This window comes from Agrobacterium sp. 5Ca50 (assembly GCF_055381905.1).
Genome location: NZ_AP026438.1, coordinates 2,624,343 through 2,642,825, shown reverse-complemented (window position 1 = coordinate 2,642,825; position 18,483 = coordinate 2,624,343). Strand labels below are relative to the sequence as shown.

The 18,483-nt window shown below is 54.6% G+C and carries 18 protein-coding genes; 8 read left to right on the top strand and 10 right to left on the bottom strand.

What is annotated here, in order from left to right:
• The first annotated feature begins 100 nt into the window (after positions 1-100).
• Positions 101-226, top strand: a complete 126-nt coding sequence (gene ykgO, locus ACZ5FM_RS12865; RefSeq protein ID WP_003497670.1) for a type B 50S ribosomal protein L36 — start codon at positions 101-103, stop codon at positions 224-226.
• A gap of 103 nt (positions 227-329) precedes the next feature.
• A complete protein-coding gene (locus ACZ5FM_RS12860; protein WP_312945741.1) occupies positions 330-932 on the top strand; it encodes a tetratricopeptide repeat protein in 603 nt (200 codons plus the stop codon).
• Positions 933-957: 25 nt separating this feature from the next.
• On the opposite strand, the gene ACZ5FM_RS12855 is transcribed toward ACZ5FM_RS12860, so the two are convergent.
• Entirely contained in the window at positions 958-1,719 is a 762-nt protein-coding gene (locus ACZ5FM_RS12855) for a sulfite exporter TauE/SafE family protein (RefSeq protein ID WP_464038881.1), read from the bottom strand.
• A 106-nt stretch (positions 1,720-1,825) separates the two neighbouring features.
• Here ACZ5FM_RS12855 and ACZ5FM_RS12850 point away from each other — a divergent pair, with 106 nt between their 5' ends.
• The 5 genes from ACZ5FM_RS12850 to ACZ5FM_RS12830 all read left to right on the top strand — a co-directional run bounded on the left by ACZ5FM_RS12850 (position 1,826) and on the right by ACZ5FM_RS12830 (position 6,799).
• Positions 1,826-2,479, top strand: coding sequence for a thiamine phosphate synthase (locus ACZ5FM_RS12850; protein WP_464038880.1), 654 nt, complete (start codon positions 1,826-1,828; stop codon positions 2,477-2,479).
• A 7-nt stretch (positions 2,480-2,486) separates the two neighbouring features.
• A complete protein-coding gene (locus ACZ5FM_RS12845; RefSeq protein WP_250982203.1) occupies positions 2,487-3,575 on the top strand; it encodes a tetratricopeptide repeat protein in 1,089 nt (362 codons plus the stop codon).
• A 142-nt stretch (positions 3,576-3,717) separates the two neighbouring features.
• Entirely contained in the window at positions 3,718-4,518 is an 801-nt protein-coding gene (locus ACZ5FM_RS12840; RefSeq protein WP_192488117.1) for an inositol monophosphatase family protein, read from the top strand.
• 179 nt (positions 4,519-4,697) lie between these two features.
• Positions 4,698-5,765 carry a flagellar motor protein MotA gene (locus tag ACZ5FM_RS12835; protein ID WP_192488118.1) on the top strand — a complete coding sequence of 356 codons (1,068 nt, stop codon included), beginning with the start codon at positions 4,698-4,700 and terminating at the stop codon, positions 5,763-5,765.
• A 2-nt stretch (positions 5,766-5,767) separates the two neighbouring features.
• Positions 5,768-6,799 (top strand): peptidoglycan -binding protein, encoded by a 1,032-nt coding sequence (locus ACZ5FM_RS12830; protein WP_259143078.1) that lies wholly within the window; start codon positions 5,768-5,770, stop codon positions 6,797-6,799.
• A 20-nt stretch (positions 6,800-6,819) separates the two neighbouring features.
• Here the strand turns inward: ACZ5FM_RS12830 and ACZ5FM_RS12825 are convergent, their stop codons facing one another.
• Positions 6,820-8,613 carry an ABC transporter transmembrane domain-containing protein gene (locus ACZ5FM_RS12825; RefSeq protein WP_464038879.1) on the bottom strand — a complete coding sequence of 598 codons (1,794 nt, stop codon included), beginning with the start codon at positions 8,611-8,613 and terminating at the stop codon, positions 6,820-6,822.
• 253 nt (positions 8,614-8,866) lie between these two features.
• Between ACZ5FM_RS12825 and rpmE the strand changes: the two genes are divergently transcribed.
• Positions 8,867-9,088 carry a 50S ribosomal protein L31 gene (gene rpmE, locus ACZ5FM_RS12820; protein ID WP_192488120.1) on the top strand — a complete coding sequence of 74 codons (222 nt, stop codon included), beginning with the start codon at positions 8,867-8,869 and terminating at the stop codon, positions 9,086-9,088.
• A 177-nt stretch (positions 9,089-9,265) separates the two neighbouring features.
• Here the strand turns inward: rpmE and rcdA are convergent, their stop codons facing one another.
• The 8 genes from rcdA to gap all read right to left on the bottom strand — a co-directional run bounded on the left by rcdA (position 9,266) and on the right by gap (position 18,435).
• Entirely contained in the window at positions 9,266-9,781 is a 516-nt protein-coding gene (rcdA, locus tag ACZ5FM_RS12815; protein WP_250982200.1) for a protease adaptor protein RcdA, read from the bottom strand.
• Between the two features lie 360 nt (positions 9,782-10,141).
• Positions 10,142-10,333 carry a DUF1192 domain-containing protein gene (locus ACZ5FM_RS12810; protein ID WP_250982199.1) on the bottom strand — a complete coding sequence of 64 codons (192 nt, stop codon included), beginning with the start codon at positions 10,331-10,333 and terminating at the stop codon, positions 10,142-10,144.
• Positions 10,330-11,607, bottom strand: coding sequence for an MFS transporter (locus ACZ5FM_RS12805; RefSeq protein ID WP_250982198.1), 1,278 nt, complete (start codon positions 11,605-11,607; stop codon positions 10,330-10,332). The genes ACZ5FM_RS12810 and ACZ5FM_RS12805 overlap by 4 nt, the downstream gene beginning before the upstream one ends.
• A 397-nt stretch (positions 11,608-12,004) precedes the next feature.
• Positions 12,005-12,484, bottom strand: a complete 480-nt coding sequence (locus ACZ5FM_RS12800) for a 2TM domain-containing protein (RefSeq protein ID WP_250982197.1) — start codon at positions 12,482-12,484, stop codon at positions 12,005-12,007.
• 231 nt (positions 12,485-12,715) lie between these two features.
• Positions 12,716-13,741: a class I fructose-bisphosphate aldolase gene (locus ACZ5FM_RS12795; protein ID WP_192488125.1), complete on the bottom strand. Its 1,026-nt coding sequence runs from the start codon at positions 13,739-13,741 to the stop codon at positions 12,716-12,718.
• A 191-nt stretch (positions 13,742-13,932) separates the two neighbouring features.
• A complete protein-coding gene (locus ACZ5FM_RS12790; protein WP_464038878.1) occupies positions 13,933-15,132 on the bottom strand; it encodes a phosphoglycerate kinase in 1,200 nt (399 codons plus the stop codon).
• A 108-nt stretch (positions 15,133-15,240) separates the two neighbouring features.
• A complete protein-coding gene (locus ACZ5FM_RS12785; RefSeq protein ID WP_275641889.1) occupies positions 15,241-17,049 on the bottom strand; it encodes a potassium/proton antiporter in 1,809 nt (602 codons plus the stop codon).
• Between the two features lie 375 nt (positions 17,050-17,424).
• Positions 17,425-18,435, bottom strand: a complete 1,011-nt coding sequence (gene gap, locus ACZ5FM_RS12780) for a type I glyceraldehyde-3-phosphate dehydrogenase (protein ID WP_275641888.1) — start codon at positions 18,433-18,435, stop codon at positions 17,425-17,427.
• Positions 18,436-18,483: the final 48 nt, after the last annotated feature.

Here is an 18,483-nt window from a genome sequence, read left to right as displayed (position 1 = left end):
GTATTTGCCTGCCAACCGAAAAGAGCGCGCCTCGTTGCGCGTTTTTGATTGTTAGATACCACGCGAGACAGAATGTCTCGCAGAACTGCGGACCAGTAAAATGAAGATCAAGAATTCGCTTAAAGCGCTTAAGGCCCGTCACCGCGATAACCGCCTGGTTCGCCGCAAGGGCCGCGTATACATCATCAACAAGCAGAACCCACGCTTCAAGGCTCGTCAGGGCTGATTGCTGCGAGGTTGATCCGTCCTTGTCAAACAGGCCGGTTCACATTGTTGATACTGCATAAATTATGATTTGATATTCGGCGCGACGGGATTACCATATCCCAATGCGCCGATTTCATTTTTACAGCCTATTTGTCCTTCCTGCGGTTTTTGTAACCGCGATTGGTTCTGTTGCCTTTGCGCAGGATGTTGCTCCCGCAACTGTCGCGCCACAGCAGGACAGTGTTTCCCAGACAGTCGATTCGCTTTTTGATGGTTTGAAAAAAGAGCGTAATGCCGACAAGGGCAAAAGCATCGCTATGCAGATCGTGGGGGAGTGGGCTGATTCTGAAAGCCCAACAGTCAATCTTCTCACGCAGTGGGCCGCTGAAGCGGTCGAAGACAAGCGCAAATCTGCCGCCTATGATTTTCTCGATCAGGCCATTCTGCTTGAGCCTGAATATTTCGAGGCGATTTTTGCGCGGGCGCAGCTGCATCTGGCCGATGGTGACACCAAAAAGGCGATGGCGGATATCAACCGGGTTCTGAGTGATGAGCCACGGCATTTTCTGGCTTTGGCCAGCATGGCGGAGATTCTCGAGGCATCAGGCCGTGATGAGTTGGCGATAAAGGCGTGGGAACGATATCTGGATATCTATCCGTCCAATCGCGAAGCGCAAAAAGAACTTCAGGACCTCTCGGAAAAATTGGCTGGCCAGCGCAGCTGAGGGCGCAGCCTCCTGCAGGCTGTTGTTAAACCGGAAGGCTATCCCAAAGAAGCTTTAAGGCGGCGCAGAGCGCCATGGCATACATCAGCGGATAAAATACCTGTGGTTTGAGGTATTTGACGACCCTTGCGCCAGCAAGCGTTGCGATCAGTGCAACAGGTAGCAGGCTGGCTGAGGCGGTGAGATTGGTGCTGTCCAGTCCGCCAAGTGCAAAATACGGGATCAGTTTGACTGCATTCATGATCGCGAAGAACCGCACACTCATGCCAGTATAGATCTTGGGGTCGAGTTTCAGGGGCAGGACATAGATCTGGAATGGCGGGCCGCCAGCATGGGCCACAAAGCTGGCATATCCCGACAGGGTTGAGAAAATGGAAGCCAGAATGCGGTTTTGCGGTTTGGGTGGTGTGGTTTGTCCCGGCTTGGATTTCCAGCTGTCATAGAAATACCGCAGCACAAACAGAATGGTTATGATGGCAATTAGCAGGCGCAAGGCATCCGGCGGGATGATGGCGGCGGTTGCCCAACCAATTGCGATGCCAACCATGGCACCGGGTAGCAGAAGAAGAAGTGTCTGGCGATGGTTGAAGTGCCGCCACGACCATAGCGCCACCATATCCATGACGATCAAAATAGGGAGAAAGACCGCCGCGGCCTGTACCGGTGGCATGACAAGTGCCATAAGCGGCACGCCCATCAAGGCCAAGGCACCGCCCAATCCACCCTTCGATAATCCAACCAAAGCGACGGCTGGAATCGCTGCGGCGAAGAAATACATATCAAGCATGATGAAAAGGGTGGGTTGATCCTGATTTCTGTCCGGTTTATCGGATTTAGGAAATAAAAACGAGTGCGGATTTTAACGGCTGCACGTTTCCGGAATGGATGACCTTATGAGTGTACATGACGACCGCTGCCGCCTCGTTCTGATCCTGAACGACAATATTGATGCCGAAGCGCAAAAAACCGCGCTGACAGAAGCCCTGCGCGGTGGTGACGTGGCCTCGGTCATCGTGCCGCAATATGCACAGCCTGAGGGCGCGTTTCAGAAATTTACTGAAACATTGGTGCCGGTCATTCAGGGCGCAGGTGCTGCGGCGCTGATCGCCGGTGACACCCGTATTGCTGGCCGTGCCAAGGCGGATGGGTTGCATATCAATGGGCCGGTGGCCGATGTCGCTGAAGCTGTGGAGAAATTCACGCCGAAGATGATTGTCGGCGGTGGCAACGCGGACGACCGCCACAAGGCGCTGGAAATTGGTGAACCGGGCCCGGACTATATTTTCTTTGGCAAATTTGACGGCGATATTAAGCCGGAAGCTCATCCGAAAAATCTGGCGCTTGCAGAATGGTGGGCATCCATGATTGAAATTCCATGCATGGTCATGGGTGGCACCGATACGGCGTCTGCGGTTGCTGTCGCAGAAACTGGTGCAGAGTTTGTGGCAATGGGCCGGGCGGTTTTTGAGCACGCCGCAGGACCTGCTCAGGCGGTTGCTGAAATCAATGCCTTGCTTGACGAAAAAGCGCCACGGTTTGAAGATTGATAGGGGCATGTATCGAAAGTTTTCATATCGGTTTCTGACCGGCATAGTTGCATCGACCCTGCTTATAGCCAGCGGTGGCGAGGCGTTTTCCCAATCCGCGCCGGATGCGGTTTCGCGTCCGCTGGAAAAGGACGCCGATGTCATCCGCAAGGGCAGGGTGGATGCGCCGGAAGGTGATGGCATCCAGCCATCGCAGGGCGTAACGCTTTTTGACCGTATGGGGGCTGATCTGCCGCCACTGCCGCCCGAGAAAGAATTCAAGGGCAAGATTGACGAAGCTTACGGCGCTTTCCAACGCGGTGAATATGTAACGGCACTGGACAAGGCGCTGACCCGCGCACAGGCCGGTGATGCCGCGGCACAAACACTGGTCGCTGAAATGATGTCACGGGGGCTTGGCATTGCCAGTGACCCGAAGACGGCAGCCTTCTGGTATGGTCAGGCGGCCAATGGTGGCGATCCTGCTGCGATGTTCCAGTATGCGCTGCTGTTGATGCAAGGCAAAAACGTTACCCGTGACAAGGCGAAAGCCGACGAGTTCATGAGAAAGGCAGCGGATGCTGGCAATGCATCGGCGCAGTTCAATTGGGCGCAGATCCTTGTTTCGGAAAACCCTGGCGCAAAAGGTTTGTCGGAGGCTTTGCCTTATTATGAAAAATCCGCTGAGCAGGGCGTTGCCGATGCGCAATATGCCGTCGCCCAGATTTACGTGTCGGTCAGCGATATAGGCCCAGAAAAGAGGGCGCAAGCGCGTGACTGGATGCTGCGTGCGGCGAAGGCCGGCTTTGATACCGCACAACTTGATATGGGTGTGTGGCTGGTAAACGGCGTTGGTGGTCCGCGTGACTACAATGAGGGTTATAACTGGATGCAGCGTGCCGCCTTGAAAGGCAATGTTGCCGCCCAGAACAAGCTGTCGCACCTTTATATTCAGGCACTTGGCACACGGCCGGACCCGGTGGAAGCGGCGAAGTGGTATGTGCTGTCACGGCGTGCCGGAATGAAGGATCTGGCGCTTGAGGACTTTTATCTTGGCCTCACCGATGAGCAGCAGAAACAGGCAATTGATGCGGCAAACAAGTTCCGGCGCAGCTGAACTATTGCCCTTTCTTGCCTTTACCCTTGAATTTCCGGTCATTTTGTGGTCTTGAACCCCAAATCTTTCAATCAGCATTCATAACCGTCTGCTCCGGCCCTTGTATGTGGCTAGGTTCGGCTCGGCTTTCAGGGAAATTGTAATGGCCCGTTCTGCCCTTCTTAATGTCATGGTTCAGGCCGCTCTCAAGGCGGGTAAATCGCTATCGCGCGATTTCGGCGAAGTGCAGAACCTTCAGGTCTCTGTCAAAGGCCCAGGCGATTTCGTATCGCAGGCCGATCTCAAGGCCGAAAAAATCGTTCGTGACGAACTGTTGAAGGCACGCCCCACCTATGACTTTCTGGGTGAAGAAGGCGGCGAAGAAAAAGGTACTGATGGCGCGCACCGCTGGATCGTTGATCCCCTGGATGGCACCACCAACTTCCTGCATGGTATTCCGCAGTTTGCAGTGTCGATTGCGCTGGAGCGCAATGGCGAGATTGTTGCCGGTGTGATCTTCAATCCAGCAACCGACGAGCTGTTCACCGCAGAGCGTGGCGGTGGTGCATTCCTCAATGACCGTCGCATTCGCGTTGCTGCCCGCAAGACCCTGCCGGATTGCGTCATTGCCTGCGGCGTGCCGCATCTGGGCCGTGGCAACCACGGCAAGTTCCTGGTTGAACTGCGTCACGTCATGGGTGAAGTTTCGGGTATTCGCCGTATGGGCGCTGCAGCGCTTGACCTAGCCTATGTTGCAGCCGGTCGCGTTGACGGCTTCTGGGAAGCCAACCTTTCCCCATGGGATATTGCAGCCGGTATCGTGCTGATTCGTGAAGCTGGCGGTTTTGTCAGCGACATGAAGGGCACACAGGACATGTTCACCTCGTCCACCGTTGTGGCTGGTAACGAATATATCCACAAGGCACTTGTCGAGGTCGTCAACCGTCCGGTTCCCGCGAAGTAAGACCTTACAGGGTCTGATTATTGCAAGATGCCCGCCAATGGCCTTAGTGCTGCTGGCGGGCATTTTCGTTCGGCTGCCTTATTCCGCTCAGACGGCTTGAGCATTTGCTGCTTTCCACTTCAATTCGTCGCATTTTTCCACTAGCTTCGCCAACACTGTAGCCGAAGGGAATGGGTATTATGGCGAATACTGAAATGCTCGATATGGGGGTCGAGAGGCCGGTTAAGCACGGCCTTGAGTATCGGCTATCCAGCCCCACGCCGTTTCTTTGGACGATGTTCATTTTCCTAATCATCGTCGGTTTCCTGGCTGCCATTCTCTACCGGCAGGCACATCAGGCGTTCATGACCAATCCGGGTCTTAACGGCTTCATCCTTGGCGTGCTGCTGATCGGTATCATTCTGGTGTTTACGCAGATCTTGAGCCTGCGGCCGGAAGTCCGCTGGTTCAACGCCTTTCAGGCGACGGGCAGCGTCGATAAGGCCGGGCGCATTCCGAAGCTTTTGGCGCCTATGCATGCGCTGATCGGGCGCAGGGGCGACATCACACTGTCGCCCGTCATCCAGCGGTCCATTCTCGATTCGATTGCTACCCGTCTGGATGAAACACGTGATACATCGCGTTATCTGATCGGCCTTCTGGTGTTTCTGGGCCTGCTTGGCACATTCTGGGGTCTGATTGGCACGATTGGATCGATTAGCAACGTCATTCAGTCGCTAGACCCGAATGCCGGCGATGCCAATGACGTTCTGTCGTCGCTGAAATCAGGTTTGACAGCGCCGCTATCCGGCATGGGCACGGCGTTCTCGTCATCGCTTCTTGGTCTGTCCGGCTCGCTCATTCTCGGTTTCCTCGACCTGCAAGCCGGCAGGGCACAAAACCGCTTTTACACTGATCTTGAAAACTGGCTTTCGACCGTAACGGATACCGGTTCCGAAGCAGCGTCGTCGCCTGCTCAGATCAAGAAAGAGCTGCTGCAGATTGCGCAGTATCTTTCGAAATCGTCGCAGGGCGATAATGCCTCCGGCGAACGCTCGCTGGCTGCACTGTCCAATCTGGCGGAAGGTGTGCAGGGCTTGGTCAAGACCATGCGGAGCGAACAGCAAATGCTGCGCGACTGGATGGAAGCACAACAGGATGAGGCCAAGGCGCTGCGGCGAACGCTGGATCGGCTGACCGCACGCGTCAACGCTGATCTCAATGCCTCTGCAGCGGCTGACAGGCCTAGTGACGGCGGGAGCAAATAAATATGGCTCTTGCTCGCAACCGTCGCCGTGAGCGGGGCGTGGACTATTGGCCTGGCTTTGTGGATGCCTTGTCCACACTGTTGTTGGCCATCATGTTCCTGCTTACCGTTTTCGTGCTGGCACAATTTGTGCTATCGCGCGAAATCACTGGCCGGGATGAAGTTCTTACTCGTCTCAACAACCAGATATCTGAGTTGACCGAACTTCTGGCCCTTGAACAGGGCAACAAGCAGGACATCGAAGACACGCTGGCCAATCTGCAGTCCACCCTTGCTGTTTCCGAGCAGGAGAGAACCCGGTTGCAGGCCTTGCTGGATGCTGGTACGGGCAGCAGTTCTGCTGCTAACTCCCGGATCGGCGCGCTGACAGGTGAATTGGATGCGGAGAAGCAGGTCAGTGCGCGGGCTGCGAGCCAGATCGAACTTCTCAACCAGCAAATCGCAGCGCTGAGAGCACAGATTGCGTCTGTTGAGACAGCGCTTCAGGCATCGGAGGCCAAGGACGCGTCTTCACAGGTGCGGATTGCTGATCTTGGACGTCGCCTCAATGTGGCGCTGGCGCAGCGCGTACAGGAGCTTAATCGCTATCGCTCCGACTTTTTTGGACGCTTGCGTGAAATTCTGTCCGATCGCGAGAATATCCGCATTGTCGGCGACCGTTTTGTGTTCCAGTCGGAAGTGCTGTTTCCTTCCGGGGGCAATGATCTCAATCCGGCAGGACAGGCTGAAATGGAAAAGCTGGCCATGGCGCTGATTGATCTCGCAAAGGAAATTCCAGCCGAGATCAATTGGGTTCTGCGCGTAGACGGTCACACTGATAATGTGCCGCTGGCTGGCACTGGCCGGTTTGCAGATAACTGGGAGCTTTCTTCTGCCCGTGCGACCTCGGTGGTCAAATTCCTGATTTCAAAGGGTGTACCAGCCAACCGTCTGGTTGCGGCAGGCTTCGGTGAATATCAGCCGATTGCCGAAGGCGATACTCCGGAAGTACGTTCGCAAAACCGGCGCATCGAACTGAAACTCACGGAGAGATAAAATAAGAGTGTGGCAGAGGATTACTCTGCCACCTCGATATGGGTCACTTCGCTGGTCTGGAATTGCAGACGCGCCAGCTTGGCATAAAGTCCGCCGTGATTGATCAGGCTCTGGTGGGTGCCCTCTTCAACCAGCTTGCCGTCCTCTAATACCAGAATACGATCTGCTTTCAGCACGGTAGAAAGTCGATGCGCGATGACGATTGTCGTGCGCTGCTGCATCAAACCGTCCAAGGCTTTCTGCACGAGTGTTTCGCTTTCCGCATCCAGCGCCGAGGTAGCCTCGTCGAGCAGCAAAATCGGGGCGTTGCGCAGGATGGCGCGGGCAATCGCAATACGCTGTCTTTGGCCGCCTGAGAGGGTAATGCCACGCTCGCCAAGCTGCGTGTCATACCCGTTTTCCAGCTTGCTGATGAAATTGTCGGCCTGTGCGGCCACGGCTGCTGCACGCACCTGTTCACGGGTTGCAGTTGGCAGACCAAAAGCAATGTTGTCGTGGATGGAGGTGGTGAAGATAGTCACGTCCTGCGGCACGATGGCAATACGGGAGCGAAGATCCTGTGGTGAGGTCGTGCGAATATCTGTCCCGTCAATCACGATGCGGCCGAATGCTGGATCGTAGAAACGCAGGAGCAGCGAGAAGATGGTGCTCTTACCGGCGCCTGACGGACCGACGATGGCAACCGTTTCGCTCGGTGCAACGTGGAAAGACAGGTCGCGCAGGATTTCCTTGGTGCCATATCCGAAGCTGACATTTTCAAATGCGGCTTCACCTCGGGCCGGCGTTGGCATGACGCTTGCCGTCTGCGGCGCACGCACGGCGGGAACTTCCTGCATCAGTTCGGACAGGCGCTCTGCGGCACCACCGGCTTGCGACAATTCACCCCAGACCTCGGATAATTGGCCAAGCGCACTGGCGGCAATGACAGAATAAAGTACGAATTGGCCAAGGGTACCAGCCGACATGGTGCCGTTCAGCACGCTGTGGGCACCGTACCAGAGAATGGCGACAACACTGCCAAATACCATGGCAATGGCAAAACCGGTCAGGCCCGAACGGGCGCTGATCGAAGAGCGTGCGTCACGATAGGCGCTTTCGACGGCAGCGCCGTATTTTGAAGTAGCCAGCGATTCGGCATTAAAGGCCTGAATGGTGCGGGCAGCACCAATGGTTTCCGTTGCAAAGGCGGATGAGGCGGCCAGTGTGTCCTGCGTGGCGCGCGAGCGTTTGCGAACAGAACGACCAAAGGCAATCAGCGGGAACACGATCAGTGGTATGGCACAAAGCGCCAGACCGGACAGGCCGGGGCTGGTGTAAACCATCATTGCCACGCCACCTAAACAGAGCAGGGTGTTGCGTAGCGCCTGCGAAGCTGCAGAACCGAACGCGGATTTGATCAGCGTGGTGTCGGCAGTCAGGCGTGAGGTCAGTTCACCGGAATGGTTGATATCAAAAAACGCAGGCGAAAGTGTCGTGATATGATTGAAAACGTCCTTGCGGACATCCGCGACAACCCGCTCACCAATGGCGGAGACGTAATAATAGCGCATGGCACTGGCGACAGCGAGTACGATGGCAAGACCGAACAGCATGCCAAAATAGTTGTTGATCATGGCGCCATCGGCATTTTCGAAACCGTGGTCCATGATGCGGCGAACGGCAAGTGGCAGGGCCAGTGTGGTCAGCGCTGAAAGAACAAGTGCGAACAGGGCTGCTGCGACCATGCCGCGGTAACGCTTCATGTAAGGCAGCAGGCTGGCAAGCGGTTTCAGACCCTTGCGCCGTGCTGATTTCTGTTCCTGCGTCGCTTCCACGTAACCACTCCTGCTACCTGTTTTGCCTCACAACCGCCGTCTGTGTTTGCTTTTTGCAAACAGGTCGTTTTTTGGCACTTTCATCACTTAGCGATAGATCGCCAGGCACTTGTTATCTGGACGACCTTCATGTATAGGCACGGCATCGAATTGGGAAGCCGTGGAATAAATGTGCTGCGGTTCCATTTATTGAATTGGCTCCGTTGACGCAATTGCGGCAAATGGACCGCAGTCACACAGCAGGAAGATTGTCATGAAGGCTGAAATCCATCCCGACTATCACGTGATCAAAGTGGTCATGACTGATGGCACCGAATACGAAACACGTTCCACTTGGGGCAGCGAAGGCGCGGTCATGAACCTCGAAATCGACCCTAAGTCTCATCCGGCATGGACCGGTGGTAACCAGCAGCTCGTTGACCGTGCTGGCCGCGTTTCCAAGTTCAACAAGCGTTTTGGCGGCCTCGGTCTCTAATCCGTTTGGATTTGAATACAAAAAGCCCTCGAACATCGTTCGGGGGCTTTTTGTTTGTCCTGTAATAGGGGGGTGCATGAGACGCTATGTCTCAGGTGTTGGTATTGCCTCTGATGGCAAAAACAAAAAAAGCAGGCTACGAGCCTGCTTTTTTCATGACATGTGATGTGAAGCGGATCAGTTGTTCACGAAGGCCGTACGCAGCAGGTTAAGCTGGGCTTGAACGCTATTTTCATTGTCCGGCACCTTCGCGGCTTCTGCAGGACGGTAGATTTCGCGATCGAGCAGGGCAACGCGATTCTGGAGGCGAAGGGAACGTTCCACGAGATCGCGGAATGATTCTGGCAGGTCATTCCAGCCTGGTGCGTTACGATCAACGTTGAAGCTGTCGAGGCGAACCTTGCTCTTTTCGTTCAGAACCTGGTCACGGCTCATTTCACCATTGTTGACGGCGCGTTGCAGAAGAAGCCAAGACGCCATCTGCATGAGACGGGTTGTCAGGCGCATCGATTCTGCTGCGTAAAGCACGGAGGCCATGCGCGGCAGCACCTTGGACGCTGCGCGTCCGGCGCCATCGAGATAGGACGCTGTTTCCTCAACCAGCGTCATGCCCTCGGCATAAAGAGTCTTGAACTGGTTGGATGCTGCGGCATGCCCCGCAAAGCTGATAGTATTCAAAACCTGTTCCGACATTTCTTAATATCCCTGCTCACGCATCACTTTTGTCAGGTAATAGAATCCGTAAATCTTAATACGGTTCCCTTTTTTCTGCTTTTGAGGATGATACCAATAACTCAAATGCGCAAGTTGATTATTAAAGAAGGGTTAATACCCACAGTTTTGATGGCCAAAGCGGACCATAAAAAAAGAGCCGCAAAAGCGGCTCTCAAGGTAAAACAGGGAGAAAAATCAGACCAATTCGCCAGTTGGAGAAGCTGCCTGAAATCCAGAAGCTCTGGATAGGTATAGTTATCTCTCAAAAAGGTTTATAAAGTCTTAATGGTAAACGAATGACTGATCCAAAAATCAACGTTTACGGATTTTTTTCTATATTCATGAACGGAAGAAGTTCTCAGCGGCGAGCCGTCCTGCTGACTTTTTCTTCTTCTCTTCTTCCAGACGTTCAATCTCTTCCTGAAGTAACTTTACACGGTAGCTGAGTTCATCCACCGAGAGCAGCGTGAGGTCACAGCCGATTTCATGGGCTGCAAGCCTCTTGGGGCGATCGTCATCCGATATACTCATATTCCGGCTCCTTTATCGACGTCGTCATCGTTAGATTGGGCGGCGCGTGGATCAAGTACGGCACTTTCCGGTGTTGCCAACGCAGAGGTAACGGCTGGCATCGTCGAAAAGTTGTCCTTCTCCTCGGTGGTCAGCGCTGCACGTTTCTTACTTCTGAACATCGCATAGGCGGTGATGAGAAGGTGAGAAACGGCTGTGACCAGAAACAGTTCGTAGGGTCCGACTGCGGTCATGATCGGGCCGCCAATCGTTGGTCCGATAATCGTGCCGATGCCGAAAAGCAGCAGCAGGCCGCCAGAAACTTTGACGAAATCTTCAGGCGACGCGTAATCGTTGGCGTGGGCAACGGCGATTGGGTAAAGCGCGTTTGCGGCTGCGCCATAGATGGCGATCATGCTGATCAGGACATAGACGTTGGATGGCTGGAACAGCGCCACGGCAAGGCCTGCAAAGGCCGCGAGGGCTGAAAGACCGGCCAGGACATAACGACGGTCAATTCTGTCAGAGAGGCGTCCTGCCGGAAACTGGGCAATGGCACCGGCAAAGATCGTGACGCTGACCATGACAGCGATCATTGTTGGTTCCAATCCCGCACGGGAGGCAAAGACAGCGCCCAGTGTACCGTAGGCACCATTGGCAATACCGATCATCAATATTCCAACGCATGAGACCGGTGAGTTTTTATAGAGGGCAGGCAGATCCAACCGCACAGTTTGCAACGGTTTGGGGCTTTCTGCTTTGGACAAGGTCGCGGGCAAAATGGCGATGCAGTAGACAATGCCGCAAATCATGAACAGCGAGGTGTTGCTGATGTCGCCAATTGGCACCAGCAACTGGCCACCCACTACACCCATCAACGTGATGGCGATATACAGCGAAAAGATCGTGCCACGGCTTTCATTGGTGGCGCGTTCATTCAGCCAGCTTTCGATGATCATCGAGGTGCCAGCGGTGCAGAAACCGGTAATGGCGCGCAGAACAATCCACCAGACGTCGTCAATGATCAGGCCGGTGGTCAGAACCGTAAGGCATATCAGCGCAAGAAATGTATCAAAGGCCCGAACGTGGCCCACTCTGCGGACAATATTTGGCGCAATGAAACAGCCAATCACAAAACCTGCAGCCCAGGATGTGCCGAGAAAGCCAAGGATTTCGTTGGAATAACCTTCTTCTGCGCCGCGAAGGGGCAGGATAAGACCTTGAAGACCATTGCCTAAAAACAAAAACAGAGTGCTGGATAAAAGTGCGAATACGGGTAGAAGATTTCTGCTCATAGCAACACTCTCATTTTTCCGCTCGTCGTTATCGCGTTTGTCTTTGATGAAGGGTAGGTGAAAGGGATACTGCACTTTCCCTGCTGCACGTCAAAGATGTCCACCCTGTGACGGGATATGGATAAAGACAAAAGGTTTATGCGATGACAAAAGCGATAGGTCTTTTTTTGCTTTTGGCAATGTTGGTGCAGATCATCAGGCCGCTTGGATATCCGGGCCTGAAAAAGCGTAGCGACTGTTGGAAGATTGCTGTCGCAGCCTTCGTTATCTGGTCAATTGTTTTGTTGATTAGGCCGTAACGGGCCGCTCTCCTGCCCATTGAAGGCAGGAAAGCGAATTGCAAAATTGCAATCTTCGTTATGGACCAGCCATCGCGCCGGACTTTTCCAATTGTCGATTAAAGCTTACGCCCGAGGTGGTTTTCGACCTGTTTCTTTTCCCAGTCCGCATTCAGGAAGGGAATAAGTTCAAAGGTCTTGAGGGCATGGGACGCAAGCGCAATACCCCAGCCGAGAGCCGGCCAGATCACCCAGAAATATCCGGGGTTGGTAAGCAGATTGATCACGGTCAATATGCACAGAACGACGACGTATTGAATGAGGTGCAGATAGAATTTCTTGATGCGGCGAACCTTGGCAAAGGCAATCGCTTCCTCAGCCTCGGTGTGACTTGCGACATAATTCGGCATTTCGGCTTCCTTCTGATCTGTCAGTTGAGACAAATCGACTTCGAAGACTGCTGCCAGAGTATTCATGGTTTCGAGGCTGGCGGGTTGGCCGCGCTCCAACCGTTGAATGGTGCGTGTGCTCAACCCGCTTATGGTTGCCAATTGCTCCTGTGACCATCCGCGCTGAAGCCTGAGTTTCTGTATCAGCATACTGTCTCTCCAAGTTCGACGGCGGATTGATGCGCAAATTTGCGGGCCGTCACCACGTCAGGCACACGACTGTCGTGTTGCTGTCGGGTGGGCGGTAGCGAGGGTGCAGGAGCCAGACTATTTGATAACGCCTTTGCGTCCATATTGCCATTTCCAGCCTCAAGGGTTCTGCATGGCAACAAAAAAAGCCGCCCGGAGGGCGGCTTTGATGGTTTTGGAAACATGCCTTTATCAGGCAGCCTTTTCCAGTTCCTTTTTCCAGCTGCCGGTGGCGGCAAGGCTATTCATTTCTGCACGGTGCGTGAAAGCGCGCTGGCCAGCAGCAACGTTTTCCGACTTGCCGGCCCAGGTCTTAAGCGCGGTGTCCTGCAAGGCGCGACCATAAGAGTAGGTCAGGCCCCAAGGCAGGTCGTAACCGGAGTTCATGGCCGACAGGTGCGCCGTTGCTTCTTCCGAGGACTGCCCGCCGGAGAGGAAAGCAATACCAGGCACCAGAGCCGGTACGGTTGCCTTGAGAACCTTGACGGTCTTCTCCGCAACTTCTTCAACGCCTGCCTTGCGTGCTTTCTTGCCGTCGATGACCATGTTCGGCTTGAGGATCATGCCTTCGAGATTGACGCGGGCGTCAAACAGGTCTGCAAACACGGTCTGCAGAACCCACTGGGTTACTTCAGCGCAACGATCGATGTCGTGAGTGCCTGGCTCGCCGTCCATCAGCACTTCTGGCTCGACGATCGGAACGATGTCGGCCTGCTGGCAGAGAGCTGCATAACGTGCGAGCGACTGGGAGTTGGCCTTGATCGAACCCCAGCTCGGACGCGCTTCACCAATAGTGATAACGCCGCGCCACTTGGCGAAACGTGCACCAGCTTCGTGATATTTGCGCAGGCGCTCATACAGGTTGTCGAGGCCTTCGGTGATGAATTCGTGTGGGTGGTAAGCCATTGGCTTGGCACCGATATCAACCTTGATACCTGGAATGCTGCCAGCAGCTTTGATGAGGTCTACGAAAGGCGTGCCATCGGCAGCTTTCTGGTAGAGGGTTTCTTCGTAAAGGATGACGCCGGAGATGTACTTCTTCATGGCATCATCGGAACGGAACAGCATCTCGCGGTAGTCGCGACGGCTGGTTTCCGTGGATTCCAGATTGATGGTGTCAAATCTCTTTTTGATTGTGGATGTGGATTCGTCGGCAGCCAGGATACCCTTGCCGTCGGCAACCATTTTAATTGCGATGTCTTCAAGGCGTTCGGTCATTGCTATTCTCCCAAGGCACAATGTTTTCGCGATAACAGATGTTTACGACGAGGAAAATGGCATGCTAACTCATTGAAACGATTGAAATCATTTCAATCGTTTGAAAGTTGTTGGCCCATTGTACACCCAAAAAGAAAAAGCCGGACAAAAGATTTTGTCCGGCTGCAAAAGTATCAAATGATAGGTTGATCTCAGACCTTGCTGAGAACCGCGACGCCTGGAAGAACCTTGCCTTCCATCCATTCGAGGAACGCGCCACCGGCTGTCGACACATAGGTGAAGTCGTCTGCAGCGCCAGCGTGGTTAAGGGCAGCTACGGTGTCGCCGCCGCCAGCAACCGACACCAGCTTGCCGGACTTGGTGCATTCAGCAGCATGTTTGGCGGCCGCAACCGTTGCCGTGTCGAATGGAGCGATTTCAAATGCGCCAAGCGGGCCATTCCAGACCAGTGTTTCAGCGCGGGAAATCCATGCCTTGATGCTTTCGACGGATTTCGGACCAACGTCCAGAACCATCGCGTCTTCAGGAATTGCGTTGATGTCGACAGTTTCGTTGGCAGCATTAGCCTTAAACTCGCGGGCAACTACGCCATCTTCCGGCAGAACAATTGCGCAGCCAGAGCTTGCTGCTTCAATCATGATCTGCTTGGCGGTCGCGGCCAGGTCATGCTCGCAAAGCGACTTGCCGACATTGGTGCCGCGAGCTGCAATGAAGGTGTTGGCCATGCCACCACCGATCACCAGTGCGTCTACCTTTTTGACAAGGTTCATCAGCAGGTCGATCTTGCTGGAAACCTTGGCACCGCCAACGATGGCAACAACCGGACGCGATGGCTTGCCGAGACCCTTTTCCAGTGCTTCAAGCTCGGCCTGCATGGTGCGGCCGGCATAGGATGGCAGATGGTGAGCGAGGCCTTCAGTCGAAGCGTGCGCACGATGTGCCGCCGAAAACGCGTCGTTGACGTAGATGTCGCCGTTTTTGGCAAGTGCCTCAACAAATGCCGGCTCGTTCTTTTCTTCGCCCTTGTGGAAGCGGGTATTTTCCAGAAGCAGGATGTCGCCGTTTGCCAGCTTGCCAACGGCTTCGGCAGCGGCATCGCCAATGCAATCGGCACCAAATTGAACAGGCTTGCCAAGAACGTCCTGCACGGCCGGCACGATGAGGCTCAGTGACATGTCGGCGACCGGCTCACCCTTCGGACGACCGAAATGCGCAAGCAGAATAACTTTGGCGCCTTTGTTCGACAGCTCGAGAATGGTCGGTGCAACGCGCTCAATGCGGGTAGCATCCGTTACTTTGCCGTCAGCAACCGGTACGTTGAGATCGACGCGTACAAGAACGCGTTTTCCCGAAATGTCGTTCAGATCGTCAAGGGTCTTAAAGGCGGGCATGTGTCGGTCCTGATCTATGCGTTGTGGAAAAATATTGCCGGACCATACTATGACTGCTTTTGGACGCAAGCGGTTCAAGTGTCATTTTTGATACTGCGGCCAAACATCCTAGGAACCTTTCACCTCACGACTGGCAAAGTGGGTTTGGACGCGGTGGATGATTTCACGAAGATTGATGAAAACCGGCAGATGTGTAGCCGGTTCTACCGGCTCAAGCGACAATCCAACACTCGATATTGCGTTGTTTTCATCGAGATTGCGAACGATCAGGACGATTGAGCCCAGACGAATACGGTCGGCATATTCCGCCTTGCCGCCAAGGCGGCTTTCAATCAGTTCGACAATGGTCATCGAATGCTCAGAGGTTGCCAACAGATCCGGCCCATAGGACGTGTCGAGGTCGCGGGCCAAGCCGGTGGGCGAAATCGAGAATGTTCCGAAAAAGTCGGCGTCATCTGGAGCAACCGGAATGCGGCTGGCAAACAGTCTGTCGAGCAGTCGGGAGTAACCAGGGGCAACGAACAGATAGATCTGGTCATTTTCCCGTAGCCGACCTGCATATTGGTAACGGATGGACTTGCCATCGCGAATGACCAGCGAAGGCATTGCCCAGCGTGGAATGCGCTCTCCGTGCAGCACAGGGCTTTCTTTGGTCACACGATATGAAATCAGTTCATGATTGGCTGTACCAGGCAAATCGACCTCCAGCTTATCGACCTCGCCCATGCGTGGCGGCACGATCAGTCCGAGACGCATGGCAACGGGTTTGATGGTCCAGCCCTGCAACATCAGAGACACAAGAACGATGATGAAGGCGGCATTGAAGAATATCTGGCCGTTCTCCAGCCCGCCGAGGATCGGCATGATGGCAAGCAGGATGGAAACCGCACCACGCAGGCCGACCCAAGCGATGAAGGAGGTTTCCTGCTGCGTATAATTGAACGGCATCAGGCTCAGCCATACGGCCAGCGGGCGGGCAATGAAGATCAGGAACAAGGCCAGGAGTATGGCTGGTACGATGATGGCCGGAAACTGCGATGGCGTGGCGAGAAGTCCGAGCATCAGGAACATGATGATCTGTGAAAGCCAGGTCATGCCTTCGTGGAAGCGTCGGATAGCATGTTTGGCGAAAATCTTGCGATTGCCGGCCACGATGCCGGCGACATAGACGGCAAGGAAACCGCTGCCTCCAATCGTGCCGGTGAATGAAAACACCAGCATCGCCAGCGCCAGTACAAAGATCGGTGCCAACCCGCGATCCACTGCAAAACGATTGACGACGGCAACGATCATGTAACCGCCGGCAAGACCGACCAGCACACCGAGGCCCATTTCTTCGATGAACAGCAGGAGGATGCTACTATCGAGACCCGACATGCCGCGACCGCTGGAAATAACCTCAACCAGCATAAGCGTCAGGAAGATGGCCATGGGATCGTTTGTGCCGGATTCGACTTCCAGTGTAGAGCGGACCTGATCGCGAATATGAATGCCGCCAATGCGCAGCAGGAAAAACACCGCTGCGGCATCCGTGGAAGCAACGATGGCGCCGAGTAAAAGCCCTTCAATCCATGAGAGCCCCAGCAGCAGTGAGGCCGCCCCGGCGAAAAAGATTGCCGTCAGCACCACGCCGACGGAGGCAAGGGTTATGGCGGGGGCTGCCGATAGCTTGAAGGATTGCAGGTTGGTTCCGAAACCTGAGTCGAACAGAATGACGGCAAGCGCGACAGACCCGAGCATGTAGGCGAGCGGGTTGTTTTCGAAGTGAATGCCGAGCCCATCTGATCCTGCGAGAAGACCGATCAGCAGGAAGAGAAACAGCAAGGGTGCGCCGAAGCGGAAAGCAATGAGACTGGAAAACGCAGCGACAAGAACAAGAACGGTTGCTGCCAAAAGAAGAATATAAAATGATTCCAATGCCCTAATCCTTCAGCAGTGCTGTGTCATCAGGCATGCCGTGCACGTCAGCAGTCAATGCGCCACGGGTTGGACGGCCTTCTGACAGCAGGGTTTACTGGTCAAGGCAGGGCAAGGCGGGGTGTATCGATTGATACGGGCAGGGCATGAAGCACATGATGCGCAACCAATCCCTGCTTCTTTTTTCCGCAGCAAAGTGGACCACAGCAAGGCAGGAAGACGGAAAGTTAGTGTCCATTTCGCAAAAATTTTGCAATGCAATAAATTTATGTTTGCAGGGCTGTCGAAGCGCGAATGTCGACGTGTTGATGTCGGAAAAAGAAAAACCCGGTAGAATTGCTTCTACCGGGTTCTCATCATCAGAGTGAAATCTGATTAGATGGTCTTTGCGAAGGCAACAGCCGTGTCGGACATACGGTTGGAGAAACCCCACTCGTTGTCGTACCAGGTCAGGATGCGAACGAACTTGCCTTCCAGAACCTTGGTCTGGTCGATTGCGAAAATCGAGGAGTGGCTGTCGTGGTTGAAGTCACGCGAAACCAGCGGCTCTTCGGTGTAGCCGAGGATGCCCTTCAGGGCGCCATTGGAGGCTGCCTTGATGGCTTCGTTGATTTCTGCAGCTGTCGTGTCGCGCTTGGCAACGAACTTGAAGTCGACAACCGAAACGTTTGGTGTCGGAACGCGGATCGACGTACCGTCCAGCTTGCCCTTGAGGTGAGGCAGCACCAGGCCAACGGCCTTGGCAGCACCGGTCGAGGTCGGGATCATGGACAGGGCAGCAGCGCGAGCGCGGTACAGGTCCTTGTGCATGGTGTCCAGCGTTGGCTGGTCGCCCGTATAAGAGTGGATGGTGGTCATGAAGCCATGGTCGATACCAACAGCGTCATCGAGAACCTTCACGACTGGCACGAGGCAGTTCGTGGTGCATGATGCGTTGGAAATGACCAGGTGGTCCTTGGTCAACTGGTCATGGTTGACGCCGAACACGACGGTCAGGTCAGCGCCTTCAGCAGGGGCCGAAACGATAACGCGCTTTGCGCCAGCTGTCAGGTGAGCAGCAGCCTTGTCGCGTGCAACGAAAATGCCTGTGCATTCCAGAGCGATGTCGACGCCGAGTTCCTTGTGCGGCAGCTGGGCTGGGTCACGAACTGCGGTAACCTTGATTGGCTTGCCACCGGCAACGGTGATGGTGTCCCCGTCGACCTTTACCTCGGCTGGGAACTTGCCGTGGATCGAATCGTAACGCAGCAGGTGCGCGTTGGTCTCTACTGGTCCAAGGTCGTTAATTGCGACAACTTCAATGTCAGTGCGGCCGGATTCAACGATAGCGCGAAGGACATTACGGCCGATACGGCCGAAGCCGTTAATGGCTACTTTTACAGTCATTTACATACTCCCGATCAAAAAATGCTTGTAGTGGGAAATAGTGAGGGC